Below are 26,602 nucleotides of genomic sequence, written 5' to 3'. Positions count from 1 at the left end.
TCAAAAGAAATTAGGTTAATTGTCATCAGTATGGTAAGAAGGTAATGCTTCTTCTTGTTTTCTTCTGATTAAGTCCTCAATTGAGAGCTCTGATTTGATACGAGCTTTACACTCTTCGCATAAACGGCCATCGTTGATTGGCGCTTGGCAGCCATCACACGGATATGTGAAATTCGGATATCCTTTTACACGAATTCTTCCCTGGTGTATGAAATAGATGATTTTACTTTCAGCAACCTCGGTTGATTCACTTACTTCGACTATTGTTGCCTTTCGATTCTCGCTCTTTCTAAGAAATCGGTATACTTTATCAAAATCATGTTCTTCTTCTCGAAAGCACATATCACACTGTTCACGTATATACTTCACAAAAAGTTTGCCGCACTGCGGACAGTTCATTAAATTGTCCATATCGCTTCCCGCTCCTTAACACTTCTATCTTCAGTATATATCGGATTTAAGTGAAGGAGTTTTAACAGGTCATTCGTTTTATTTATCGGGCTAGGGTGATAGATGAAACTTCTTTCGCTCCAGCTTTAATCAGGACTTTTGCCGCATGTCGTAATGTACTCCCTGTTGTGTATATATCATCGACTAGGATGACTTTCTGATCTCTAACTTTTACAGAATCTACAACCTCAAACGGGTTCTCTTTTTGAGATAACCGCTTTTCTCGTGTTTTCTTACTTTGTTTCTCTTCATGTGTTCTTCTCTTCAATAGGTGTTGTACTGGCTTTTTTAATCCTCCTGCTAATAGCTCAGCTTGATTAAATCCTCTTTCATAATGTCGCTCTTCACTTAATGGAATGGGAATGAGAATTGCATCCCGGCAAATCTTTTTGAACTCCGAACTTAGCATGGGATAAAAGGCTTTAACAATTTCAGCATCTCCTCGATATTTCAGCTTGGCTATCATTTCTTTCATATAATCGTTATAGACATAAAGTGACCGATTTTGCTGTAGAACGCTGGTCCACTCCTCGCTTTCCTCCCACCGAATGCAGTCAAAGCAACAATCACCTTGTCGATATTGCTCGGGAAATACTGAAAAGTCCCGACCGCATATTCTACAAATCTCACCTTTGATCTTCAGCAGACTTCCTTCACAGTCTTGGCATAATAATGGTGATGCCCTTAAGCCAATCAGCGCTTCCCATGACCAACCTTCAGAATATAGTTCATGACAGTACAGGCAATAACTCAAAGTCCAGCCTCCTTGTTCATGTTCTTTACATGGTTGATTGCTTGTATCATGCTTAGTGATTTTCCGTAATGATACAGAAGTACCTTACCGTTATAATCATCCTTACTTCTCCCTGCTCTTCCTGCTATTTGAACAAGGGCACTTTCTGTGAACACATTGTGATCAGCACCAAACACTGCAACATCTAAAAACGGAACAGTAACTCCTCGTTCTAAGATGGTTGTAGTCACTAGTAATCGAATGTCTTCATTCCTAAACTTAGTCACTTTTTCTTTCCGTAGTGTATCTTCAGAATGAACACTTTCTACTGGTACATCGACGATCGTTCTTATAAGTTCTGTCAGCTTCTCTAAAATGGATACAGAAGATACAAATATCATCGCTCGTCGTCCACTCTCGGCTTGAGCTTTCAACCACTTAACAAACGGATCAGGTAGTTTTCCTCTTTCTAACCTCTTCTTCCACTCACCACCCCAAACCATTTTTGGAACAGGTAATGGAAATCCATGAAACCGCTTTGGAATTTTCACGCATTGTAATGTTCCTTTTCGTGTTGCTTTTTTCATCGTTCTAGAAGGTGTTGCAGATAAATAAAGAAGAAAGTGTTTTGGTGTACCGGCATGAGACACCGCATGCTGAAGGCTTTTATCGTAGGAATAAGGAAAGGCATCGACTTCATCGACGATCATGATGTTAAACGCTTGTTTAAATCGGTACAGCTGGTGTGTGGTTGAGATGACGAGTTGTGCTGGTGTTTCACGTTCTTCTGAGCCACCATAATAACTGGCTACCATCGTGTTTGGAAAAACAGCTTTTAAACGAGGAGCTAATTCTAGTACTACATCCGTTCGAGGCGTCGCTATACAAACACGAAGGCCGAGGTTCAATGCTTTTTCAATCCCTTTAAATAGAACTTCAGTCTTTCCAGCCCCACAAACCGCCCAAATCAAAAGTTCACCCTCACTTCCGATATTATCTGCAAACTTATGAGATGCAACTTGTTGGCCACTCGACAACTCACCATCCCACATCAGATTGTTTTCACGTGGCCACCTCACTTCAGGTCCACTCCAAGAAATCAACGGAGTACACTCACTAACTCTCCCCATCATGATGCAGTTCCGACAGTACACACAGTTATCATTCTTACAGCGAAAACAAGAAAACATCGCAAACAAACGACTCTTCTCGTTTCCGCATCGGTTACATAAATAACCGTTAGAAGTTTTACAGATACCAGGTGAATATTTCACATAACCATTTTCATAATGCAGTTGAATTTGATCAACTGTAAAAGGTAATTCATCAAATAGAAGTTGCTTACCATAGAGGATTTGTTGCAGTTTTTTGTCATACTGAAAAGTTGGGTTTAAAGGAGGTTGTTCCAAAGTTGGAAGTTCACTAAAAGGGACAGCTTTCAAAGAGGAATCGTTCACTAGAGTTTCAGGCGTAATAGTTAAACGGTTGTTTAAAAAAAGGGAGACAAACCTCATTGTGTTGTCTCCCCCTGTGTTAGAGATTTCATTTTCATCTCTCCAATGATTATTCTTTTATCCACGTAATGCCGAGTGAGCCTTCACCTAAGTGAGTCCCGATTACGGGTCCGAAGTAGCTAACCCAGACGTCTGCGTTAACAAATTTTTCACGTAACTCGTCAGCGATTTCTACCGCTTCTTCTTCACGCTTAGCATGAATCACACTGATTTTCACTTTATCATTCGGCTTCACAGTCTCATCCATGATATCGAAAATACGTTTTAAGGCTTTTTTCTTCGTACGCACTTTTTCGAACGGAACTATCTTTTTGTCTTCAAAGTGAAGAATTGGTTTGATCTGAAGTAGATTCCCTACGAAAAGTTGAGCTGTGTTCAAACGACCTCCGCGATGAAGATGATTTAAATCGTCAACCATGAAGTAAGCTGGTACTCCGTTGTTCTTCATCTGCAACAGATGATTCATAATGTCATAACCGTTCGAGCCTTCACTCGCTAGTTCAGCAGCTTTTAATACATAAAACGCTTGAGGTGAACAGCTGATCTCTGAATCAAACACATGAAGCTTGATTCCTTCAACCATCTCTCCCGCTGCTACTGCACTTTGATAGGTTCCGCTAATACCACTCGAGAGTGTGATCATCACTGCTTCATCATAGTTTTGAGAAAGCTCTTCTAGTAGTTCGACAAGCTCACCTATTGCAGGCTGTGAAGTTTTCGGAAGGGCTCCTTCTTTACCAACCATGTCGTAAAAATCATCTGCTTTTATTTCAGCTTCTTCTTTGTATGTTTCTTTGTCAAAAATCACGTTGAGCGAAATCATTACAATATTTTTTTCGTTGCGGATATGTTCGGGTATGTAGGAAGTACTGTCTGTAATGACGGCTACCTTGCTCATAATTTTAGTCCTCTCTTATGCCAAAAATCTTGTTTTTTTCTCCTCTAACAGTGTACACCATCAGAAAAAGTAATTCACTAAATTCAAATTTACTTATACTAAGTATTCTCTTTTTTCTTCAACTATCCTTTATGTGCTTTTCACCTGTTTGCGGCATAACGAGAAAGCGCCGTACAAAGCGGAGTGATTTTGCATAGATGAAATTCTTAATTTCGGTTTGTGAGGGATATATTTTTCGAGATTTCTATTTATATTTTCAATGTATATGCACTATATCGATGTACCTCCTACATCAACAGCTAATACGTACTTTTTTACCAATTCTATCATCTCCGAACCGTTTTCAACACCGATGTTCATTATTAAGCACACGAATAATTAATCTTTTTAAAAGTTTTTTTCGAATGAAGAAGGAATTTGTCGGATATGGAAGAAATTAGAATGTGAGACATGTTTTAAAGGAGGGCTAGGACCATTGGATCATAATCTATATATCGTAATACTCTCTCTATTCGTTTGCTTTCTGTTCGCCTTAATCTCACTCGATTGGGTCAATCGGCGTACAGAAGAGCAAAAATCGCAGCATCAATTCTTACTGATAGGTTCTGTTACAATGGGCATCGCTGTTTGGGCAACTCACTACATGGGAATGTTATCCATCCAAAGTCCCGTTTCTGTAAACTACAATTTTTTAATCGTTACCTCAGCACTCGCTGCAGGTATTTTCTTCTCATATGTATCGTTCTTTCATTTTACCTCTCAAAAACCGCAGAATAAACTCTTTGTACCCGTTAGTTTATTTAGCATCGGCTTAGTTTCTGTTCATGTGATCGGATTGTTGTCTATGCACTTGCATATGCCGATAGAACCCAATTTCATGTTTATCATACTTTCCATTTCTTCCGCCTATTTATTTTCCTGGCTCGGCTTTTATCTACTCACTAAAAGAAGGTTTTCTGCAAGAAAAGTTTCTGCTAGTCTTTCGTTCACACTAGGTGTTAGTCTAATGCACTATATCGGTGAGATGGGTTTAATGACCGGAACACCTACTTTCGATTGGCATAGCAGTTTTCCAATCAACAATATCAACATGACAGCTACTTTACTTGTATTTGGTGCGACAACCGTCGTATTAATTCTATACATTTTAGAACAGCGAAACCAAAAGAGACTCGTAGAACATCAATTTCAACTGCTTGAATCCGAGCACCGGTATAACTCACTTTTTGAAATGAATCCTGAAGGCGTTTTTGTAATCGGACCCGATTTAAATTTTATAAAAGTAAATCAATCACTTGTACAAATTACTGGCTATTCACTAGAAGAGCTGCACGCTATGCCGTATACCAACCTTTTAAAAGAAAATGAGATTACGAATTCATTGAGTTACTTAACTCGCGTGATTGAAGGAGAAACAATCAAACATCCACTTACGATTATCCACAAAGAAGGACACGAAATAGAGCTTGATATTACGAGCATCCCTTATTCGATAAGAAGTGATATGACCGCTGTAATCGGAATCGCAAAAGACATGACAGCAATCAATGAGGCACAAAATTTCAAACAAAGAGCAAACACACTCGCTTATGTCGGAGAACTTGCTGCAGGTCTTGCGCATGAGATACGGAACCCTCTTACTTCTATAAAAGGATTCGCACAATTGTTTCAGTCTCAAAACACGACAGAAGAAACGCACCATTTCCTAGGCATCATGCTAAGAGAGACGGATCGAATCAACTTTATCATCAGCCAGCTTATGATACTTGCTCGACCCCACATGATTCTAAAGAGTGATCATGACTTAAACGAAGTCATCAAACGCTCACTCAAATTTATAGAAGAAGAAACAGACTTTGAAACCATTTCGCTACACCTCGAGCTGCCAGAACAACCCGTTCTTTTAAAATGCGAAGAAAATCTAATAGCACAACTCATTTTAAATATCGTAAAAAATGCGTTAGAAGCGACACCTTCTTGGGGAAATATCTCGCTTCAGCTCAAACAAACGAAAGAAAACATCACGATCGCCATTCAAGATGATGGACCCGGCATCCCCGAGCACCTCCTACCAAAGCTCGGACAGCCGTTCTATACAACAAAAGAAGGCAACCCTGGACTCGGCCTCTTAATCTGCTACCAAATCGTCCAGAACCACGGAGGAAAGATGAGGATTGAATCTACAGAAGGCTACGGAACAAAAGTCTCACTAGAATTCCCAATAACCGTACCGTCAGAAGAAAAGGTCCTCGAAATGAGCTTGAGTTGATTGTTTTTTCTCTTACACCTTGTAATTAAACGAGAGAAGGATTTGTTTTTTTACTCCTCTCCGAAAGTTAATTGAAGTGGAAGATGCGAGACTCCTGCGGGACAAGCGGTCAGGTGAGACCCTTAAAGGCGCAAAGCGGCAAGGGGCTCACCGCCTGCCCCGCGGAAAGCGAGTATCTGCAACGGAAATTAACAGCTAACATCTTCCGTGACAAACCTAAAAACCACCCACAAAGATTTTCAATATACATCCCCGCATCACCACACTCGCTCCAAAAAAACAAAACAAAAAAAAGACCTTCACAATCGAAGGTCTTTTCTCCTAAATTCAAATCAACGTACCTTAACCCAACCATTCTTGATCGCCTCAACAACAGCCTGCGTACGGTCATTCACATTCATCTTCTGAAGAATATTACTCACATGGTTCTTAACCGTCTTCTCACTAATATAAAGCTCTTCCCCAATCGTACGGTTGCTTCGTCCATCTGCCAACAACTGAAGAACCTCACACTCACGACGCGTTAAGATATGAAGTGGCTTACGGTACTCCACTTCAACAAAACCAGCTTTGTTTTGCTGCGTTTTATTCGATGTCGATAAACGACGGAATTCGTTCAATAGATTATACGTAATCTTCGGATGAAGATATGCGCCACCATCTGCAACGACACGAACTGCTTCGATTAATGAATCAGCATCCATCTCTTTTAGGAGGTAACCAGATGCACCTGTTTGGACCGCATGTGACACATACGTCTCATCATCGTGGATCGATAGAATAATTACCTTCGTATCAGGAGATTTCTCAACCAAACGACGTGTTGCTTCAACACCGTTGATGTTTGGCATATTGATGTCCATCAACACCACATCTGGATTATGATCGCGGACGATATTTTCCGCTTCAGAGCCATCATCACCTTCAGCAACAACAGAGAATTGATCTTCCATATCTAGAATACGTTTTACTCCTTCACGGAACAAACGGTGGTCATCGATAATTGCTATTCTTGTTTTCTCAGGTGCTGAGGCGTTATTTTCGTACACATTAACATTATTCATGTGTGAACCCTCCTAGTCTTGAATGGGAATTTGAATGTAAACACTTGTACCGAAGTTTATGCGGGATTTCACTTTTAAAGTTCCTTCGAGCAGTTCAACCCGCTCTCTCATCCCCATCATGCCAAAGGAATTTGATTTTGTAGGTTGTGCCATATCGAACCCTTTGCCATCATCTCGGATATATAGTGAAATAAACTTTTGAGTAAACTCTAACTTTACCTCAATCAGATTTGCTTCAGAGTGCTTAACTGCATTGTTTACCGACTCTTGAATCAAACGGAAAATCGCGATCTCCATCTTATTCGGGAACCGTCGAGTCTGACCAAGCGCATGAAGCTCAACCTCTTTACCAGTACTTTCTTTCACATTTCGTAAATACTTGTCTAATGTAGGAACGATACCGAGATCGTCTAAAGCCATCGGGCGCAGGTCGTATATAATTCTACGGACCTCTTTTAAAGAATCACGGACCATAACCCGTAAATCTTTTATTTCAACACGAGCAGCCTCAGTTCCTTTTTCTACAAAAATTTTCTCTAACAGTTCCGAGCGAATGAGTACATTCGCCATTAATTGAGCTGGGCCGTCATGAATTTCTCGTGAAACGCGTTTACGCTCTTCTTCTTGGGCTTCGATAATCTGAAGTCCAAACTCTTGTTTTTGCTGAGCGTTTTGAACGAGTTCGTTAATTTTTCTTAAATCACCGTTAAGATAATTTAAAACAACAGAAATTTGACCTGCCAGAGACTCCGCTTTTTGAACCGTATCGTTCAATGCGCCGATTCTCCGTTCGAGTTCATCTCTTTTCTCCCGAAGCTGTTTCTCTGTTTGCCGGATAATGGAAAGTTCAATCTGATACTTATTGGCATTCTCATACGCATCGCGAATATCAGATTCACTATACTTTTGAAAATGCTTGCTCACCTCTGCCAGTCGAGCTCGTGCCAGCTTTGCATATTCTTCAGTTCGGTCAGATTTATGGATAACCTCAATGACCTGCTGTTTCACTAACTCAAGCTCTCTGCGCAGCTGCTGAAACTCTTGACGAGAATGCTCACTGATCTCAAAGATTTGCGATTGACTTGCCGTAACCGTATCGATGGTCTGATTTAGTATTCCGTCCAACAAATGTGGATCTATCGTTAACTTAGCTGCAGTCATGTAAATTTCCCCCAATTAAAACGATAAAGAAGTGTAACCGGAAGTTCTAGAACCATCTTGCCTAATTTATACATAGGCCTTAATACCCACTTGAGCGAATCATACCGCAAAGACATTAATCCTTCTAATATACTACATTCGCCAGGATGTGGAATTTTATGACTTTTAATGCTAAAAAATTTTTAAGAATTTGAATGCTTTTTATAATCACCTTATAATGAAGGATAACACGATACACTTGAAACATGAAGATTATTCGACAAATTTGACATGGAATTCATAATATTCACTACTCAAAGGAGTTTTACCCTATATGCTTGCCAATTATCTTACCGTAAAAAACGAAGGACAGCACGAGATCGTCATAGAAAAATCTCGTTTTATCGCTCATATCGCACGAGCTACCACTGAAGAAGAAGCACAAGAATTCATTCAAAAAATCAAAAAAGAACATTACAGCGCCACACACAACTGTTCTGCATACTTAATCGGAGAAACAGACAACATTCAAAAGGCGAACGACGACGGTGAACCGAGCGGTACAGCGGGTGTTCCAATGTTAGAAGTGCTCAAAAAACGTGAATTAAAAGATACAGTTGCTGTTGTCACACGTTACTTCGGCGGAATCAAATTGGGTGCTGGAGGACTCATTCGTGCATACGGCAAATCAGTTTCAGAAGGTCTCAATCACATTGGCGTTGTAGAACGTCAACTTCAACAGATCGTTCATATCACTGTAGATTACACACTTCTCGGAAAAATGGAGAACGAACTGCGCAACTCTGTCTACCCCATCAAAGAGATGAACTACATGGAGAAAGTGGAGATTCAGATGTATGTACCCATAAAAGAAAAGGAAACCTTTAAAGAGTGGATTATTGACCTTTCGAACGCACAAAGTGAGATTGTTTTTGGTGAAGAGGAGTATTTAGAGAAGACAATTTAATAATTTTTAGCATATGAGATAAAACTAATGCAGAGTTTACTTTCTTGGAAAGGTGCAATTCCATGAACCTTCAACTTTTCATTGCTTTTATCTCTTGTTTTTTTATCGCCCTTTCAATTACACCGCTTGTTTCATTTTTAGCAAAGAAGATAGGTGCTGTTGATAAGCCTAATAAAAGAAAAGTACATAGTGAAATAAAGCCTAGGTTAGGTGGTCTAGCCATTTATGCTGCGTTTTTGGCTGGCCTTTTCATTCTGCCAATCGACAGCCATACGACCACTTATATTTTTCTTAGTACATTAATCATCGTAATTACGGGTGTATTAGATGATATGTACGAGCTTTCTGCTAAGCAAAAGCTTCTTGGGCAATTCTTATCCGCATTTGTTTTAATTTATGGTGGATTTGTGATTGATTACATTACTATTCCTTATTTCGGCTTAGTAGAGCTTCAACTTATGAGTATCCCTCTTACGTTATTTTGGTTTATTGGGTTAATCAATGCGATTAATCTCATTGATGGTCTCGATGGGCTAGCAGGAGGAGTCTCGACGATTGCCCTCTCGACTATATTGATTATGGCTTTAGGTAAAGATCAAATTCTTGTTATTATGCTTTGTGTCATTGTAACAGGAAGCACACTAGGTTTTTTATTCTTTAATTTTTATCCAGCTAAGATTTTTATGGGGGATACGGGTTCGCAGCTATTAGGTCTCTTGATTGCACTCATCTCAATCTCTGGCTTCTTTAAAAGCGTCACGTTCTTATCCCTATTCGTACCGATCATGATTTTAGGTGTTCCTTTTATGGACACCACCTTTGCCATATTACGCCGACTTGTTAATAAACAGAAGTGGTCTCAGCCTGATAAGTCTCATTTGCACCATAGACTTTTGGCAAAGGGATTCAGTCATCCCAAAACGGTTTTACTGATTTATGGAATCAGCATTTTTTTTAGTGCACTGGCCTTCGCTTTTTCACTGTCCACATTAGAAGAATCGTTCTTCCTGTTTCTTCTTTTACTCGTCACGATTGAACTTGCAGCAGAGTTTTTAGGATTAATGGGCCAGAAAAAACCGCTTACCCATTTTTTATCAGGTTTTTGGGCTCCTCATAAAAAGAAACAATGATACAAAAAAAGCTGCTTCGAGACCTCCTCGAAGCAGCTTTTTATTTAATTTTGATCTTCACTATAGTCAGTTGCTTCAGATTCACTCGACTCTGACTCTGTGTTTGTTGTTTCTGAAGCAGAAACTTCTTGTCCTAATTGCATTTTTAACTCATTTTGAAGATTCGCTAAACCTTCTTCAGTCGGTACGAAATAGTAAACACCATTAATTGTATCGTCTACACCTTCAAGGGTTAAGCTGTCGATTTTCTTATTTCCATATTTATTCTTTAACGTGTACATCTCACGAACGGAAAGATTTGTCTCAACATTATCTCCAATGTGTTTAGCAATATCACTAAAGTTCAATAGCGTACTTACAGATGCACTTTCTTTGATCGCAGCTTGGATGACCTGTTTTTGTCTTTCGCTTCGTCCAAAGTCGCCTCTAGGATCCTGCTTTCTCATACGAACATAAGCAAGAGCTTCTTGACCGTTAAGAGTCATTTCGCCTTCTTTGAAATAAATCTTATGCTTGTCAGATCCAGCTTCTCCATCACTTACTTCAGAGAAATCAAATGGAACATCAACTGTAACTCCGCCAATTTCATCAATAACATCCTTGAACCCTTTAAAGTTCACCGTTGCGTAATAATCAATCGGAACATCTAACAATCCTTCTACCGTATCAATGGTTAACTCTTTACCACCATATACATGGGCATGATTAATTTTCGTTTGACCATGTCCTTCTATATCAACATACGTATCACGAGGGATACTTAGCATTTTGATTGAGTTTTTGTCTGGGTTAATCGAAGCGACCATTAACGAGTCTGTTCGCCCGTTTCCTCCACTCGAATAATCCTCAATTCCCATGATCAAAATGTTGATAGGGTCCTTGCCGATTGCAACAGACTCTTCACGAAGCTTAGAGTGTTCACCTCGTTCTAAATCTGAAAACGAGTTATTGGCAGCCTGATAAACGTTGTAGAACAGAAAACCGCCTATCCCTAATAGGATAAGGAAAAATACAGAACAACCCAATAACAAACGCTTTTTCTTACGTTTCTTCCTATTTCTGCGTATACTTCTATTGCGCTCATCCATCTTAAACTCTCCATTTCTTTTCTAACAATGTGATTTCTAAGCTTCCTACTTTATCGTATAGCCTTTATAGCTTTTATTTTAACAGGGTGCATTACATACTATAATGAGATTACTATTGCTTGATTTAATTTCTATCTATATATTTGTATCAGGATACATTATAGCACAAAAGACCTTGATAATAATTTACAAATTTTAATATAAAAAGACTATCTTTGACACGTTTCGACCCATCTTTTGTTTTTATAGTGGTTAAAATGATGTAAAAATATGTTAGGAGCATAAAATGTTATTAAAACACACGTTTATCTACTTTTTATCAAGAGGACTTCCAGGTCTAGTAAATTTCGCTGCAATTGCACTGTACACAAGGTTATTGTCACCTTCTGAATACGGAAAATACGCTCTTGTCCTATCTGCAGTGGGATTTGCTAGTACGGGTATATTTCACTGGCTGCGGCTAGGTTTGCTGCGTTTTGCACCGAAATATACGGAACAAGAAAATTTATTTCTAAGTTCAATATCGGCTGCCTTTCTATCTTTAGTAGGATTTTCTCTTATTTTATTTACAGGACCCTTCTTTTACTTTGCAAGAACGGACGAATGGCAAGCACTTTGGTTGATCGGATTAGGATTGTTGCTTGTTCAAAACTTATTCGACATGGCCACAGAATACTTAAGATCTAAACTATCGTCTCTTCTTTATGGAATCATCACACTTGTGAAAACGGTACTCTCTTTAGGAATTTCTTTCTTATTGATTAAGTGGGGTCTTGAAGCTAGCTCTATTCTTTGGGGTCTGATTATTGGAATGATTGTACCTTTAGTATATCTCCTTCCAAGGTATCTTAAAAAAATTAGATTGCATCATATTGATTGGGATTTGGTAAAGGAAGTATTTCGTTACGGAATGCCATTAGTCGCAACCTTATCGATGAACTATATCATCTTTAGTTCGGATCGCTTTATCATCGGCTACTTATTAGGAACAAAGAGTACGGGTCTCTATTCTGTAGGATACGACCTTGCGAAACAGATTCTAGTCCTGCTGATGATGATCGTGAATTTAGCAGCTTATCCTCTAGTCATTAAAGCTCTTGAAACAGAAGGTGTTAAGGCTGCTCAAAAGCAGCTTGATCAAAACACCATCCTGCTTTTCTTTATTGGTCTGCCTGCAACTGCAGGGCTCATTCTGCTAAGTCCTGATATTACATCTGTATTTTTTGGGACAAGTTTTAGAGAAGCCGGAGGAATTATTTTTTCACTGATATGTGTAGCTGTGTTTATTCAAAGCATTAAAACCTATTACTTTGACTTAGCGTTCGAACTTGGTAAGAAAACGCTATTTCAAATTTGGCCAGTTTTGATTGCTGGAGTTATTAACATCATTCTTAACTTCTTGCTGATTCCCCAATTCGGAATTAAAGGTTCAGCCTACGCATCCATTATCGCTTATATTGTTGCAATTATGATGAGCTGGTCGATCGGAAAGAAAGCATTTCCTTTAACTTTCCCTGGTCGGAATGTTACAAAACTTTTTATTGCTACTTTCGGTATGGCTTTGTGTCTCTATCCGTTATATAACGTGAATGGAGTACTGTGGATGTTCTTTAAAGTAGGTATCGGCGGAATCGTTTACGGATTGCTTGTTTACGTATTAAACGTAGCAAACTGCAGATCCCTGCTTCCTAAAGCATATAATAAGTTCATAAAAAAGAGGGGCTGACCATTATGGTACAGCCCCTTCTTACTATTCTTAAACCTTTTCTTGCTTTTTAAGTGATATGAGATGGATTAGAATGAACAAGATAATAAACAGCATCCAAAAGCGCGGTGACGTAAAATCTGCTCTGTACAGTGATGTGATACTTAAATGCAATGTGATTAAGAAACCTACTTGAGCATATTTCCCTTCATTTCTCCGTTTAAAGAAGTACCACAAAAAGTAACCAATCAATACTAATGACAATATAAATCCAACCATACCATGCTCGTAAAGTACGTCGATGTAGAGATTATTGGATGTCACGTATACTTTATGAATATCATCTGGGAAGTATTGCGTGATATTTAAATATTTGAACGATCCTGGTCCCATACCGAATAGAACCTGGAAAAAGGTTTGAGCATGATGAACGATCCAAACAAAAGGCATGAGCAGCAAGAAGAGTCTTTCGTGTTCTTGCATATCAAACACGGTATCAAGTCTTCCGATGACCGGCCCTACGAACTCTAACAGAAGATTCATATTCACTAGACCTACTAAGATAATAAGTCCAACCAATGCGGCTAACGCGTACAAAACCTTTTTCTTAAAAGGATTATGTGTCGTGAAGATCAATAACAGAAATCCGCACGCTACTAAAAAGAAGTTCAAATACCCTCCCAACGAGAATGAGAACAATAGTATAAAGAGTGCAGGCAAGAAACTCCAAAGAACATATTTTTTGAGCGAACTGAAAACGAGAGCACCGATTAATAAACCATCAATAACAAATGGCACCATATAACTTGGTTCGGATGCAAATGAGGTCAACCGAAAATCAAAGAATAACTTTGCTCCCCCACCTACACTATGAACATAAGAGCGAGTCTGCATATCGAACATAGGAACTCCAACAGTTAAATGAAGAAGCTGCCAAAACCCGATAAACAAGAGAAATGAAACGGCGATCCAATACGTCAGGATATATTTATGTAAACGATCTGCATTCATTTTTTGGATTAATGGTAGAAGACTGATAAGTAAAACAAAGAATAGTCCAAAGTTAATAATACGAGCAGGAAAATCGCCTTTAAAGTATTCACTATAAGGATAGCCATCTATCGTTAAGAAATTATAAACAGCGCTTAAAGTGGATAATAAAACCGGCAGAAAAAAGCAGATCAATACAACGAACAAATTCTTATCTATTTGCTGATTGAACACGAGTGGTAATTTTGAAGTTGTTTTTATGTAATACACCATAAACGCTACGGAAATGATAAGCGTCAATAATACAGATGCTGGTATAGGTCCAGTTAGTGCTCTAAAATCTTCTGAAACGGAAAAAGGAATTAAGAAAATATAAAGATAAAAAATCCAGTCAATCCATTTGTCAAAGCTAGAAGTTTTCATAATGAATGATCCTCTCATAATAAATCTATCTCTATTGTAACGAAAAAAATGGAAATACATACATTTTTTCATGGAGAAAACGCTCCTATCTTGATGATAGAAGCGTTTCTTTAAGCTGATTATCTTGCACCGTCACCTGTAAATACTACTCGAATAGTACTTAATAAAATTTTGATATCCATCGCTATGCTGATGTTACGGATGTAATACTTATCCAAGTGCAGCTTTTCTTTAGCAGAAATATCATATCCACCATTCACTTGTGCCCATCCTGTTAATCCTGGTTTAACTAATAAGCGATCCTTGAAATCAGGAATATCTTTAGAGAACTCTTCTACAAACATTGGACGTTCAGGACGAGGTCCAACGAAACTCATGTCTCCGCGTAGCACATTAATCAACTGTGGGAGTTCATCAATACGAGTTGCTCGAATGAACTTACCTACTTTAGTAACGCGTGAGTCGTTCTTTTGTGCCCATTGCGGACCGTTGCACTCTGCATCCGTATACATGGAACGCAGCTTGATTACGTTGAACACCTTACCGTTGAGTCCACAGCGTTCTTGGAAATACAGTGCAGATCCTTTGGATTCTAATCGAATGGCTACCATTGTAATCAAAACAATGATTGCAGCGGGTATGCTTAATAGTAATACGGCCATTAAATCAATTAAACGTTTAGTAAAAAGAAACGTTGAGTCATTGATCTTAGAGTACTCTGCTATTTTATTTGTGTCTGCTTGTTGTGTATAGGAATTATAGTAATTATTTGTTTCAGCACGATTCATTGCCACTAACATTCACCTCATAGTTTCTTTCAATGATGACTATATATAAACCATTTCATATCATATCACACAACTTTCGTGTGTACATATGTTTTTTTTGTCAATTTTTTGTAACTCTTTCCTTGATCCTTTTCAAGGCGATACTCACCTTTTCGACTTTTTTCGAGTCTTTCTGGGTATACCTTCGTTGTGAATTTATTCCTTTACATACGATTCTTTACGACTGAAGTATAAATCCCCTGTTTATAAGGAGTTCAAACGCAAAGGTTTATTGAATTTACAAATTCTTAATAAAACATGATTTCTTCAATTACATTGTTGCCTTGCTTTCCAGAGGTGTTTGATATGCACTAAAGGTCGCTCGCTTTCCATGGGGCGAACGGTTTGGCCTGCTAACACTTTTGCACCTAGGTGTCGACAACTTTAAGCCACTAGAAGTCTGTTGTTAATTGCTTTAAATTTTTTTAATTACTTCTTTGACTGTTGATTGGAGTGGAGGGTGCGCGACTCCTGCGGGGACAGGCGGGCTGTCCTAAAAGTGGAAGTGGCTCGTCCAGCCCCGACAAGCAAAAGGTAAATAGACAAGGAAGGTGGAAGGTGTTCTTTACCTTCATGGTCTATTTAACTTTTGACCTCGAGGGGCTAGCCACTGCAACTAGACAGGTGAGACACTTAAATGTGAAACATTCGAATGTGGCTCACCGCCTGCCCCGCGGAAAGCGAGCAACCCGGAATGGAAATCAACTACTTTCGTCAAACAACTATGAATACGAAAACAGCCTTAAAAAAAGAGCATAAAAAAAGATGCTAATAAAGCTGAGCTTTACTAGCATCTCGTTTCACTTATTTTATTGTTGGACGACCGATTGAAGCATAATAGAAGCCAGAATTTTTCATATCATCTAATTTATAGATGTTTCGGCCATCAATGATAATTGGTTCCTTAACTAATTCTTTTACTTTTGTGAGATCCATCTTTTTCACTTCATCCCACTCGGTTAAGATAATAACAGCATCGCTATCTTTAATGGTCTCATAAAGATCTGTAGAATATTGCAGTCCTTCGATCTCTTTCGCTGCGTTTTCATAAGCGATCGGATCATAAGCGATTACTTCAGCACCTTTGTTCTTGAAGTACGGAATAAGATCAATGGAAGGCGCATAACGCATATCGTCTGTATTTGGCTTGAACGCCAGCCCTAGAACGGCAAGTTTCTTACCTTCAAGATCAGGGTAGATTTCGTTCACTTTATCAGCAATTCTCATTCTTTGCTTTCCGTTAACTTCTTCTACAGCTTTAAGGATGCTAAGGTCTTCCCCAACTTCTCTTCCGATGTGGATAAGAGCACTTGTATCTTTCGGGAAACATGAACCACCGTATCCAATACCAGCTTGTAAGAAGTGCTTTCCGATTCTCTTATCAAGACCCATACCTTCAGCAACTTTGGTAACATCTGCTCCAAAATGTTCGCTTAGGTTAGCAATTTCATTAATGAAACTGATTTTTGTAGCTAGGAATGCATTGGAAGCATATTTAATCATTTCTGACGTCTCAACGTTCGTTACAACAACTTCTGTGTTAAATGGCTCATGAAGCTTTGTAAGAACTTCTTCTGCTCGTTTAGACTCTACACCAATAACGGCACGATCCATATTCATCGTATCGTAGACCGCTGAACCTTCTCTAAGGAACTCTGGGTTAGATGCTACATCAAATTCAAACTTGCCGTGTGAGTACTCACTAATGATGCTTTTCACACGCTGTCCTGTACCTACTGGAACCGTACTCTTAGTAACGATTACTTTATAACCGTTTAAGTTTTCTCCGATCGAAACCGCAACATTTTCTACATATTCTAAGTTCGCTTCTCCAGATGGTGCCTGCGGAGTTCCAACAGCGATAATAACAACTTCTGCATCCTTCATACCTTCAGCCAAGTTCGTTGAAAAGTGAAGACGTTCTTCTTCAATATTTTTCAACACCAATTCCTTTAAACCTGGCTCATAGATCGGGATGATTCCTTGTTTAAGGCGTTCGATCTTTCCTTCATCTAAATCGATACAGGTAACCTTGTTTCCGATTTCACTAAAACAAGTTCCTGACACTAGTCCGACATACCCTGTTCCAATAACACAAATATTCATTCTTCCACTCCCCAAAATATACAATTATGAACGTTCTTTTACTACTTGTCTCAGCCAATTAAGCAAAGGCTCTCCAATATCTTCTCTCTCTAAGGCGAATTCTACGGTCGCTTGAACAAAGCCGTATTTATCCCCTATATCATAGCGTTTACCTTCAAACAGATATGCAAACACTTCTTGAATTCCATTTAATTCCTGCAACGCATCTGTAAGCTGAATCTCATTCCCTTTTCCAGGCTTTAAATGCTCCAGAATGTCTAAGATCTCAGGCGTTAACACATATCTTCCCATAATAGCCAAGTTAGACGGCGCTTCTTCAATCGAAGGCTTCTCCACAAGGCTTTTCACTTTATATAGTCCGTTACCAGAGTTGAACGAACTGTCGTATTCTACAACACCATATTTAGAAACATCTTTCGTCGGTACTTCTTGAACACCGATTACTGAAGAGTTGCGTGCTTCAAATTCTTGAATAAGTTGTTTTAGACAAGGCTTTTGCGCGCGAACAATATCATCACCAAGCATAACTGCAAATGGATCATTACCGATAAATTTACGTGCACACCAAATAGCATGTCCAAGCCCTTTTGGTTCTTTTTGACGAATATAGTGAATATCAGCCATATTCGAGATCTTCTGAATACGAGCTAACTCTTCATCCTTGCCTTTTTCTTTCAATGTTTCTTCCAGTTCAAGAGATTTATCGAAGTGATCTTCAATCGCACGCTTTCCTCTTCCCGTTACGATCAAAATGTCTTCGATCCCTGCATCAACAGCTTCTTCAATAATGTATTGAATCGTTGGTGTATCTACGATTGGCAGCATTTCCTTTGGTTGTGCTTTTGTTGCTGGTAAGAATCTTGTACCTAATCCTGCAGCGGGTATTATCGCTTTTTTTACTTTCATAATTTTCCACTCCTGTTTTTAAAGGATTCTATCTCTGATTTCATAGTAGTCGCCGATTATCTTGATTTTTTGACAGCATTGTAGGCGTAATTTACAAAACACCATGCTGAGTAATGTAAACTTAATTTTTCGATGTTTCTATAAACAGCCCATGTTTTTTTTGCTGCTTTAACTTTGTTACTTGAAATTGAACCTTCGACTTTTCGATAACAAGACAAAGGAACTTGTAAGCCGTATGCCGTATAACCATCCTTTAGAATAGATAGCCATAAAGCAAAATCTTGCCGAGTACGTATATTTGGCATTTTATACTTGCCTATCTTTTCTATATTCACCATAACCGTTAAGCAGCCGATAATCGTATTTTTCAAAAGGTCATGATACGTTAGAGAGTGAGGGACTTTAACCTCGACACCGCTTGGGCTACCATCTTCATTAACGATCTCATAATTCGTAAAAGAAAAAACATAATCGTTCTCTTCCATAAAACTTAATTGTTTTTCTAGCTTTTCAGGTTTCCAATAATCATCACTGTCTAAAAAAGCTATGTATTTACCGTTTGCATTCTCGATGGCTGTATTTCTTGCAACTGCCGCACCTGAGTTGGTTTCCAGCTGAATAAGCTTTACTCTGGGATCTGCCAAAGAAACCCGCTTAATAATTTCAACTGTGCTGTCCTTTGAACAGTCATCAACAATAAGCATCTCCCAGTTTTGATGAGTCTGAGCTTGAACGGAAGCTATTGTATGCTGAATAAATTTTTCTGCATTATATGATGGAGTGATTACACTCACTAATATTTCGTCCAATTTCCTTACACCTCAATTTTAATACGTTTATGGATATAAAGCATACTTATTATACCCCTCTACACCACAGGTTACAAACAATCAAAAAAAGAGTGCTCCGAAGAGCAACTCTATTCTATCGCAATGACGCATATTCGATAAGTGCATCCGCTAATGCGCGTGATACTTTATCTTTGAATGCAGTTGTATTAGCTAACTTTTCTTCTGTTGGATTGCTGACAAATGCAATTTCAACAAGGGCAGCTGGCATTTTTGTATTTTTAATAACATAAAAATTACTTTCTTTTAACCCTCTATCTCGTAACCCTGTCGCTGCAATCAGATGTTTATGAATGATTTTTCCAAATGTAGGATCTGAGTTGTAATAGATATACGTTTCCGTTCCATGAGCATCCTTGCTTGTACTCGAATTGTAGTGGATCGACATAAACAGATCGGCATTTTGACTGTTAGCAAAAGCTACTCTATCGCCCAACGTTACATATTTGTCTGTATCTCTCGTAGTAAGTCCTATAAAGTCTGATTGTTCGTTAAGCATTTTTACAACACGCTGCGAAATGTCTAATGTTAAGTCCGCTTCATGTGTTTTATTGCTCCCAATCGCCCCAGGATCACTGCCACCATGTCCGGCATCGATCACAACTTTTGTGATCTTTGTAACGGTGATGTCTTTAAATTCATAATCGTCATATGCAGCATTTGAATAACGATCCTTCACATGAACAACCATTCTGTATTTCCCTTTATATTTAGGAACCCAATTGTAAGTACTGATCATGCTGTAGTCTTTTAAAATGGTCCATTTGCCCGTTGCTTCGTCTTTAACGGTAAACTTGTACAGAGCACCGTTAGAAGAGGAAGCTGCAGCTGTTACAGGATATGTTTTATTTGAATAAAAGGCTGTAGCATTCATGGCAAATGTCGTTAGCTTTGCTTTAGGAGCTTCTGTTACTGTTAGGGTTTTCTCATAAAAATCGTCATATGCTTTTGGACTGTACTGGTCCTTTGCATACACTTTAACGAGATAAATTCCTGGTTTGTTCGGTGTCCAATTGATTTGTGATTTTGAATCAAAATTCTGCAGAACTGTTTCAACACCAGTTGCTTGGTTCTTAACGACTGTTTTATATTGTGCAGTAATTGAACTCTTTGCAACATGAGTAATTTTAGTGGTTTGATTAGCATAATAAAACGCTCTGTCTGTTTTGAATTCTTGATAATTCGCTGTAGGATGTTCTTTTACTTCAACATCTTTAAACGTATAATTATCATACGTATTCTTGCTATAACTGTCTTTCACATGTACAACTAATCGGTAATCACCTAGCTTTGAAGGCTTCCAAGTGATTTTTCCGTTAGGAGAAAATTCTTGCAGAGTCTCCCACGTCTGATCTGGATGTTTCACTATAAACTTATAAAGAGCTGTGTTATCTGACTTTGCCGTTGCCGTAATTACGTTAGCAGGATTTAAGAAAAGGTCTTCTGTAGTCTGTAACGGCTCAACCTCTGCTTTTGAAAGATTCTTAATCGTAATGTCTTCAAAACGGTAGTGATCATAATCCTTTTTGCTCTTTTCATCTTTCACATGCATAACAATGCGGTAATTACCTGGTTTTGAAGGTGTGTAGGAGAGTTTAGAGTTGCTTGCATACTCCTGTAAAGTTACCCATTCACCTGTGTCACGGTTATTCAAGAAAAATTTATACAGCGCATGTGATGTGCTCTCTGCACTACCTAAAATTGTTTCTTTGTAACCCACATAAGCCATTTTTTTTACGTTCAAACTCTTTGCAAATGCCGTATATGCAGAAGATACTCCAACATCCCTATAGTCATAAGAGTCGTATGAAGCAGTACTTTTACTATCTTTCACATGTACAACCACTCTAAATGTACCTTCTTTTTGTGGAACCCATGAATAGGATGAAGATGTTGAATAATCCTTTAACACCGTCCACTCGTTTGTTGTTCTGTTTCCGAGAAGATACTTATAAAGCGGTTGATTATGACTGGAAGCTGTTGCTTTTACCATTGTAGAACTTCCGATTACAAGCGGATTTCCTACTGTCATGGCGGACACTTTTGCTTTTGAAATACCTGAATTTACAACAACGTCTTTATACGTATAAGAGTCATATGAAGCATTGCTCTTACTATCTCTCACATGAACAACTACGCGGTAAGAGCCTTCTGATTTTGGAGTCCACGTTGTTGAAGAAATAGAAGAATAATCTTTAATCACTGTCCAAGTTCCTGACTTCTTGTCTTGAACATGAAATTTATACAATGCTTGATTCGGACTTTTAGCAACAGAAGAAATTGATATAGCTTTACCTGCTGTTAATGGAGTACCAACTGTTAAAGTGGTAACTTGTCCTTTTGCAAGACTTGCATCCACTTTAGGATGATAAACAGACATAAACATAAATACAAAAAGAATGGATAATATTGATAGTTTATTACGCATTACGTTCCCCTTACCCTTTATGATTTTCCTTTACCATGATCAAACTTGGTCGAAGTAAATCCCTCTCTCCCCCTTTTTTGGAAATTTCTATTCCAACAATATTATCGTCAGATAGATTTTGTTATTTAGACATTTTCCTACAAAATCTTCTATAATTTTATAATGTTTTCCATTTTTATGGAAGGTAATTAGGATAAAAAATTCTAAAATTTTCTAATTTTATAGGAATTTAGTAGTTATCAGTGATTTAATTATCCATTCTTTTTGTAATTCCAAGCCTATATAACCGAATCACTCCAGCATAAAATGTTAAGGCTACAGTGTTAATCAATCGAAATATAATAGCTTTTACATAAAAATAAACATAGGAAGAAAGACAAAAAAAAACAGACCCCAAAGATACTTTGGAATCTGCTTTCAATATGAATTAGATTATATTTTAGCGCTCTCTGATACGAAGCACTTCTTCACTTGTTCAATCACTCGCTGTTGTTGCTCTACTGTCATATTCGATCCAGAAGGCAAGCACACACCATTATAAAATAGATAATCAGAGATACTCTCTTCACCGTGTGTAAAGTACTTTATTCCATCAAATAAAGGTTGAAGATGCAACGGCTTCCACACAGGACGTGCTTCAATATTGTGCTCATTTAAATAGTTTATAAGGTCCATCGGCTTAAGCGTGGTTTTCTCAGGGTTGATTGTCAGAGCTGTCAGCCATCTTGTAGATCGGCCAAATTCAGCTTCTGGCATCATTTCAATCGCATCAATTTCTGAGAAAGCAATCTTATAGCGATCAAAGACTTCTCTTCTCGCGTTTACTCTTTCATCTAATACCTCTAATTGAGCTCTTCCTACACCCGCAAGAATATTACTCATACGATAGTTATAGCCCATCTTGCTGTGTTGGTAATGAGGTGCTTGATCTCTAGCTTGTGTCGCAAGGAAACGAGCTCTACTTAATGCTTCTGTATCATCTGATACAAGCATCCCACCGCCAGATGTTGTAATGATCTTATTTCCGTTAAAAGAAAAGATACCATACTTTCCTATTGTACCACTCGCTTTATCTTTGTAAGTTGCTCCAAGTGATTCAGCAGCATCTTCGACAATAGGTACGTCATAGCGATCACAGATTTCTTGTATCGGATCCATATCAGCACTCTGTCCGTATAAGTTAACAACGATTACTGCTTTTGGCAGAGTGTTCGTTTCTTCCGCTTCTTTAAACGCTTTTTCAAGAGCAATCGGTGACATGTTCCAGCTCTCACGCTCTGAGTCGATAAATACTGGAATCGCTCCACAATAAAGAATGGGATTTGCACTCGCGATAAATGTTAAAGAAGAACAGAACACAGTGTCACCACTTTTTACGCCTAGTAGATCTAGTGCAAGATGAATACCTGCTGTTCCCGAACTGATCGCGGCAGCATCTTTTGATCCAACATAATCAGAGATTTCTTTTTCAAATAAATCAACGTTTGGTCCAAGTGGAGCAATCCAGTTCGTTTCAAATGCTTCGTTAATATATTTTTGTTCATTCCCACTCATATGGGGAGTAGATAATAAGATTCTATCGTTTGCAGACATTTTTACAACCTGCTTTCTCATAAGATTTACTTATTTAATTTAATGACCTTCGCTGGGCATCCTACTGCTACGGTGTGATCAGGAATATCATGAATAACAGCTGCTCCTGCCCCAACCACTGCTCGCTCTCCAACCTTTACCGATTGAATAATCGAAGAACCAATACCTATGTGGGCATTCGATCCAACAGATACATTACCAGCAAGGTGAACGCCAGGAGAAAGGTGAACAAAATCACTGATCTTACAATCATGATCTACCGTTGCAGCTGTATTAATGATGCAATGTTCTCCGATCTCAGCCGAATGATTAATAACACTGTTAGCCATCACGACTGTTCCATCACCGATCTTTACATGACTACCGATTACAGCAGATGGATGTATGGCAGATCCGATACTACAGCTCAATTGACGTAGTTGAGATGCAATTGTCTCTCTTACGTTATTGTTACCAATCGCAATAATATGTTGATGTTCAGAATTTGAGATCTCGTTAATCTTTCCTAAAAGAGGAAGATCCTCTAACTTTGCTTCTGGATGATCATCATAAAATCCTGCAATCTCTTGACCGCTCGCCCTAAGGATATCCAAAACGACTTTTGCATGTCCACCAGCACCAATGATTACAACCATGTGGACCTCCTAATAAGAGATTTTCTTTTGAAGAAGATGTTCGTTAACATCAATCTTCTTTATAATCTCAGCTACCTTCGAGCTTGTCGTGCCATCTCCATAAACATTATGCATGATTCTCACTTCTTCAACAAAGTCTTGGGAAAGAACTTTTTCTAACCCTTGAGAGATCGCATCATCATTCGGCTGAACATCTATAACATTTCCACTTCTTTCACGACCATTTTGTCTTGAGCCAATATTCAAAACAGGTTTTGAGAAAGAAGCAGCTTCTATAATTCCAGATGATGAGTTTCCTACTAAAGCCAAGCAATGCTTCAACACTGTTAAGTAATCGAGATGCTGAAAGTTTGTAACAAAATCAAAGCGTGGGTGATTTTGATATTGTTTGTAGATGCGCAAGATATGTTCTGTTCCCGCATCTGAATTTGGCATGATGCAAACGACAGATCTATTCGTTTTCTCAACAGCATCCAATACAGCCCTCACCTGTTGTTCTATTCCCAGAATCTCTGTCGTTACGGGATGAAAAACTAAAAGAATGTAGTCTTCTTCTGCTTTAAGAGCATACTCTGCTTTCACTTCATTCCAGCTCTTGAGCTCGGCATTTTGTATCGTTTCAATACGAGGTGCTCCTACTGGATACACTCTCCACTCATCCTCACCCATTTTACGAAGTCGTTCCGCACTTTTTTCAGTAGCAGGAAAGTGGATGTGTGAAAACTTTGAGATAGAATGACGCACTGACTCATCAATGGAACCGGATACTTCTCCACCATGAAAATGAGCGATCGGTATGTTAAGGTGTGCTGCAGCAATGCTCGCTGCTAGCATCTCACCTCTGTCCCCCAAAACAATCAAAAGGTCTGGTCTTGCCTGCTCTAATAGCTGGGTCATTCCGAGGATTCCAATGCCTATTCCTTTCGACATGTTGGCATCCGAGTCACCTTGAAGAAGCATATCTACTTTTCCTAAAATATCAAAACCGTCTTTTTCGATCTCGTTTACCGTCATACCGTACTGCGGAGACAGATGCATCCCTGTAACAAGCAAGTTCACTTGAAAGTTAGGATCTTGTTCCAACCGTTGAAGTACAGGGTGATAGATGCCATAATCTGCTCGAGTTCCTGTTACGATTGTGATTTTTTCAATACTCATAGAACATCATTCCAAGTTAGAACATTATCTTCTTTGATTTCAGTTTTCACTGTTTTACCGATCAATAGTGAAAAGTATTTAGGCGGAATCCCTGTTCCTGGTCGTTTTACAGTTAAGTTCTCTTCTGTTAAAACATCTCCTGGCTGTAAATCTTCCTGAACAACAAGGCTTTTTCGTGCTACTGATTTAGTATCTTCTTCCGAAGGCATGCAACGCTTGATTCCATCACCTAAGCTTTTCTCGACATTACGAATAGCTTGCACAAGCTCAGCAAACTCTTCAGGATTCATCGATGCTTTATGATCAGGTCCTGGCAGGTCGCGATCTAGAGTAAAATGCTTTTCAATCACTTTAGCACCCAATGTTACGGCGGCTACGGTTACTTCGTAGCCTAGCGTGTGATCAGAATAACCTACTATTTTTCCGAAAGCTTGTTCCATCGTATTCATCACGCGCAGGTTAACATCTTCACATGGTGTCGGATAGTTAGACGTACAATGCAGGATCGCAGTCTCTGTTCCTTTTAATGCCTCGATTGCTTCCTCTACTTCAGTGAGGTTACCCATACCTGTAGATAAGAGAACCGGTCGCTTGTATGTGCTTATCTCTTGTAAAAGTGGCAGGTTAGTTAGGTCACCTGATCCGATCTTAAAAGCATGTACACCGATCTCATTAAGGAACTTCGCGCTATCCGGATCGAACGGAGTTGAAAGAAACTCAATTCCAAGCTGTTCGCAATAGTCCTTTAACTCAATATGATCTTCATACGACAGTTCGAGTTTTTTTAGCATATCTAACTGAGATTCCTCAGAACTCGTATTCTGTGTTTGATACTTTGCTTTTACAGCATACTTCGATACAAGCTTCTTGCTGTTGAACGTTTGAAACTTAACAGCATCTGCACCAATTTCTGCTGCTTTTTTAATTGATTGTTTAGCAAGCTGCATATCTCCGTTATGGTTTACACCAATCTCAGCAATGATATAAGCAGGTTCACCGTGACCAATTTTTTTATCACCAATTTGAAACATATTAAACAGCTCCATCTATTAAGAGTACTTCTGCTAACTTAAAATCTATTTCATCATCTATATCAACGGATGATCTTTTATCCATCACATAGGGAATGACCTTGTCAGTATAGATTGCATTCTCAATCATGAGATGATGATGATCTGTAAGATAGATCGCCCCATTCAGCTCATACACTTCAGGAAGGTCCTGTCTACGAGTCGCCTTTTGATCAGGAAGTTCCATAAAAGGAATCAGGTAATTCTCCTTTTTGACCCTCATTAAGAATGGATGTGTGTCTGCTAACGAGACACTAACAACAGGACAATCCGACTGTAAATAAAGATCAAGTGCCTCTCTTGCATGTTGCTCTGATCTGAGCGGAGAGGTAGGTTGTAAGAGAAGAACATGGTCCGTCTCAAAGCCTTCATTTTCTTTTAAGAAATCAATTGTATGCTTTAATACATCTATTGTTGTTGCAGTGTCAGATGCCAAATATTCAGGTCGAAGAAAAGGCACTTCTGCACCCCATTGCTTTGCGATTTCTGCGATTTCCTCATCATCCGTAGAGACAATCACTCTTGATACATTATCAAGCTTCAATGCAGCTTCAATGGAATACGCGATCAGCGGCTTTCCATTCAAGGGCAGAACATTTTTTCTTTTCAGGCCCTTAGATCCACCTCTAGCAGGGATGATAGCGACAATATTCATAAGAT

General features: G+C 38.8%; 22 protein-coding genes. 4 read left to right on the top strand and 18 right to left on the bottom strand.

The window, feature by feature from the left end; all coding sequences use genetic code 11:
• Positions 1-15: 15 nt before the first annotated feature.
• From IHV10_RS10700 to IHV10_RS10685, 4 genes are all read right to left on the bottom strand, one after another.
• Positions 16-411 carry a TIGR03826 family flagellar region protein gene (locus tag IHV10_RS10700; RefSeq protein WP_197128938.1) on the bottom strand — a complete coding sequence of 132 codons (396 nt, stop codon included), beginning with the start codon at positions 409-411 and terminating at the stop codon, positions 16-18.
• An 82-nt stretch (positions 412-493) separates the two neighbouring features.
• The gene (locus tag IHV10_RS10695) at positions 494-1,204 is read right to left on the bottom strand and encodes a ComF family protein (RefSeq protein WP_197128937.1); all 711 of its coding nucleotides are present in this window, start codon (positions 1,202-1,204) and stop codon (positions 494-496) included.
• Positions 1,201-2,697 carry a DEAD/DEAH box helicase gene (locus IHV10_RS10690; protein ID WP_197128934.1) on the bottom strand — a complete coding sequence of 499 codons (1,497 nt, stop codon included), beginning with the start codon at positions 2,695-2,697 and terminating at the stop codon, positions 1,201-1,203. Before IHV10_RS10690 ends, IHV10_RS10695 begins: the two co-directional genes overlap by 4 nt.
• Before the next feature lie 49 nt (positions 2,698-2,746).
• On the bottom strand, positions 2,747-3,595 hold the full coding sequence (locus IHV10_RS10685) for a DegV family protein (protein WP_197128933.1): 849 nt from the start codon (positions 3,593-3,595) through the stop codon (positions 2,747-2,749).
• Between the two features lie 475 nt (positions 3,596-4,070).
• On the opposite strand from IHV10_RS10685, the gene IHV10_RS10680 reads away from it, so the two are divergent.
• The gene (locus IHV10_RS10680; protein WP_197128931.1) at positions 4,071-5,864 is read left to right on the top strand and encodes an ATP-binding protein; all 1,794 of its coding nucleotides are present in this window, start codon (positions 4,071-4,073) and stop codon (positions 5,862-5,864) included.
• A gap of 332 nt (positions 5,865-6,196) precedes the next feature.
• On the opposite strand, the gene IHV10_RS10675 is transcribed toward IHV10_RS10680, so the two are convergent.
• The gene (locus IHV10_RS10675) at positions 6,197-6,928 is read right to left on the bottom strand and encodes a response regulator (RefSeq protein WP_137792006.1); all 732 of its coding nucleotides are present in this window, start codon (positions 6,926-6,928) and stop codon (positions 6,197-6,199) included.
• A 12-nt stretch (positions 6,929-6,940) separates the two neighbouring features.
• On the bottom strand, positions 6,941-8,089 hold the full coding sequence (locus tag IHV10_RS10670) for a sensor histidine kinase (RefSeq protein WP_197128929.1): 1,149 nt from the start codon (positions 8,087-8,089) through the stop codon (positions 6,941-6,943).
• 313 nt (positions 8,090-8,402) lie between these two features.
• Here IHV10_RS10670 and IHV10_RS10665 point away from each other — a divergent pair, with 313 nt between their 5' ends.
• Together IHV10_RS10665 and IHV10_RS10660 are read left to right on the top strand one after the other, a co-directional pair.
• Complete coding sequence (locus IHV10_RS10665; RefSeq protein WP_197128927.1) at positions 8,403-9,035, top strand: YigZ family protein; 633 nt, start codon at positions 8,403-8,405, stop codon at positions 9,033-9,035.
• A gap of 62 nt (positions 9,036-9,097) precedes the next feature.
• On the top strand, positions 9,098-10,165 hold the full coding sequence (locus IHV10_RS10660; RefSeq protein ID WP_197128925.1) for a glycosyltransferase family 4 protein: 1,068 nt from the start codon (positions 9,098-9,100) through the stop codon (positions 10,163-10,165).
• A 44-nt stretch (positions 10,166-10,209) separates the two neighbouring features.
• Here the strand turns inward: IHV10_RS10660 and IHV10_RS10655 are convergent, their stop codons facing one another.
• Complete coding sequence (locus IHV10_RS10655) at positions 10,210-11,253, bottom strand: LCP family protein (RefSeq protein ID WP_197128923.1); 1,044 nt, start codon at positions 11,251-11,253, stop codon at positions 10,210-10,212.
• A gap of 286 nt (positions 11,254-11,539) precedes the next feature.
• On the opposite strand from IHV10_RS10655, the gene IHV10_RS10650 reads away from it, so the two are divergent.
• Complete coding sequence (locus tag IHV10_RS10650) at positions 11,540-12,979, top strand: oligosaccharide flippase family protein (protein WP_197128921.1); 1,440 nt, start codon at positions 11,540-11,542, stop codon at positions 12,977-12,979.
• Positions 12,980-13,009: 30 nt separating this feature from the next.
• Here the strand turns inward: IHV10_RS10650 and IHV10_RS10645 are convergent, their stop codons facing one another.
• The 11 genes from IHV10_RS10645 to IHV10_RS10595 all read right to left on the bottom strand — a co-directional run bounded on the left by IHV10_RS10645 (position 13,010) and on the right by IHV10_RS10595 (position 26,597).
• Complete coding sequence (locus IHV10_RS10645) at positions 13,010-14,371, bottom strand: O-antigen ligase family protein (protein WP_197128919.1); 1,362 nt, start codon at positions 14,369-14,371, stop codon at positions 13,010-13,012.
• A gap of 119 nt (positions 14,372-14,490) precedes the next feature.
• Positions 14,491-15,159 (bottom strand): sugar transferase, encoded by a 669-nt coding sequence (locus IHV10_RS10640; protein ID WP_197129957.1) that lies wholly within the window; start codon positions 15,157-15,159, stop codon positions 14,491-14,493.
• Positions 15,160-16,002: 843 nt separating this feature from the next.
• Positions 16,003-17,304 carry a UDP-glucose dehydrogenase family protein gene (locus tag IHV10_RS10635; RefSeq protein ID WP_197128917.1) on the bottom strand — a complete coding sequence of 434 codons (1,302 nt, stop codon included), beginning with the start codon at positions 17,302-17,304 and terminating at the stop codon, positions 16,003-16,005.
• Between the two features lie 24 nt (positions 17,305-17,328).
• Positions 17,329-18,210: a UTP--glucose-1-phosphate uridylyltransferase GalU gene (gene galU / locus IHV10_RS10630; protein WP_153237358.1), complete on the bottom strand. Its 882-nt coding sequence runs from the start codon at positions 18,208-18,210 to the stop codon at positions 17,329-17,331.
• Positions 18,211-18,266: 56 nt separating this feature from the next.
• Entirely contained in the window at positions 18,267-19,019 is a 753-nt protein-coding gene (locus tag IHV10_RS10625; RefSeq protein ID WP_197128915.1) for a glycosyltransferase family 2 protein, read from the bottom strand.
• A gap of 115 nt (positions 19,020-19,134) precedes the next feature.
• A complete protein-coding gene (locus tag IHV10_RS10620; protein WP_197128914.1) occupies positions 19,135-21,486 on the bottom strand; it encodes an N-acetylmuramoyl-L-alanine amidase in 2,352 nt (783 codons plus the stop codon).
• A 432-nt stretch (positions 21,487-21,918) separates the two neighbouring features.
• A complete protein-coding gene (locus IHV10_RS10615) occupies positions 21,919-23,079 on the bottom strand; it encodes a DegT/DnrJ/EryC1/StrS family aminotransferase (RefSeq protein ID WP_197128912.1) in 1,161 nt (386 codons plus the stop codon).
• A 26-nt stretch (positions 23,080-23,105) separates the two neighbouring features.
• On the bottom strand, positions 23,106-23,714 hold the full coding sequence (locus IHV10_RS10610; protein ID WP_197128910.1) for an acetyltransferase: 609 nt from the start codon (positions 23,712-23,714) through the stop codon (positions 23,106-23,108).
• A gap of 9 nt (positions 23,715-23,723) precedes the next feature.
• Positions 23,724-24,872, bottom strand: coding sequence for a UDP-N-acetylglucosamine 2-epimerase (gene neuC, locus IHV10_RS10605; protein WP_231619502.1), 1,149 nt, complete (start codon positions 24,870-24,872; stop codon positions 23,724-23,726).
• Positions 24,869-25,903 (bottom strand): N-acetylneuraminate synthase, encoded by a 1,035-nt coding sequence (gene neuB / locus IHV10_RS10600; protein ID WP_197128908.1) that lies wholly within the window; start codon positions 25,901-25,903, stop codon positions 24,869-24,871. Before neuB ends, neuC begins: the two co-directional genes overlap by 4 nt.
• A 1-nt stretch (position 25,904) precedes the next feature.
• On the bottom strand, positions 25,905-26,597 hold the full coding sequence (locus IHV10_RS10595; RefSeq protein WP_197128906.1) for a cytidylyltransferase domain-containing protein: 693 nt from the start codon (positions 26,595-26,597) through the stop codon (positions 25,905-25,907).
• Between the last annotated feature and the right edge of the window lie 5 nt (positions 26,598-26,602).

It is taken from the genome of Fictibacillus sp. 5RED26 (genome assembly GCF_015903895.1).
Taxonomy (GTDB): domain Bacteria; phylum Bacillota; class Bacilli; order Bacillales; family Fictibacillaceae; genus Fictibacillus; species Fictibacillus phosphorivorans.
The sequence above is the reverse complement of the archived record's forward strand: the minus strand, read 5'-3'. Positions and strand labels throughout refer to the sequence as shown.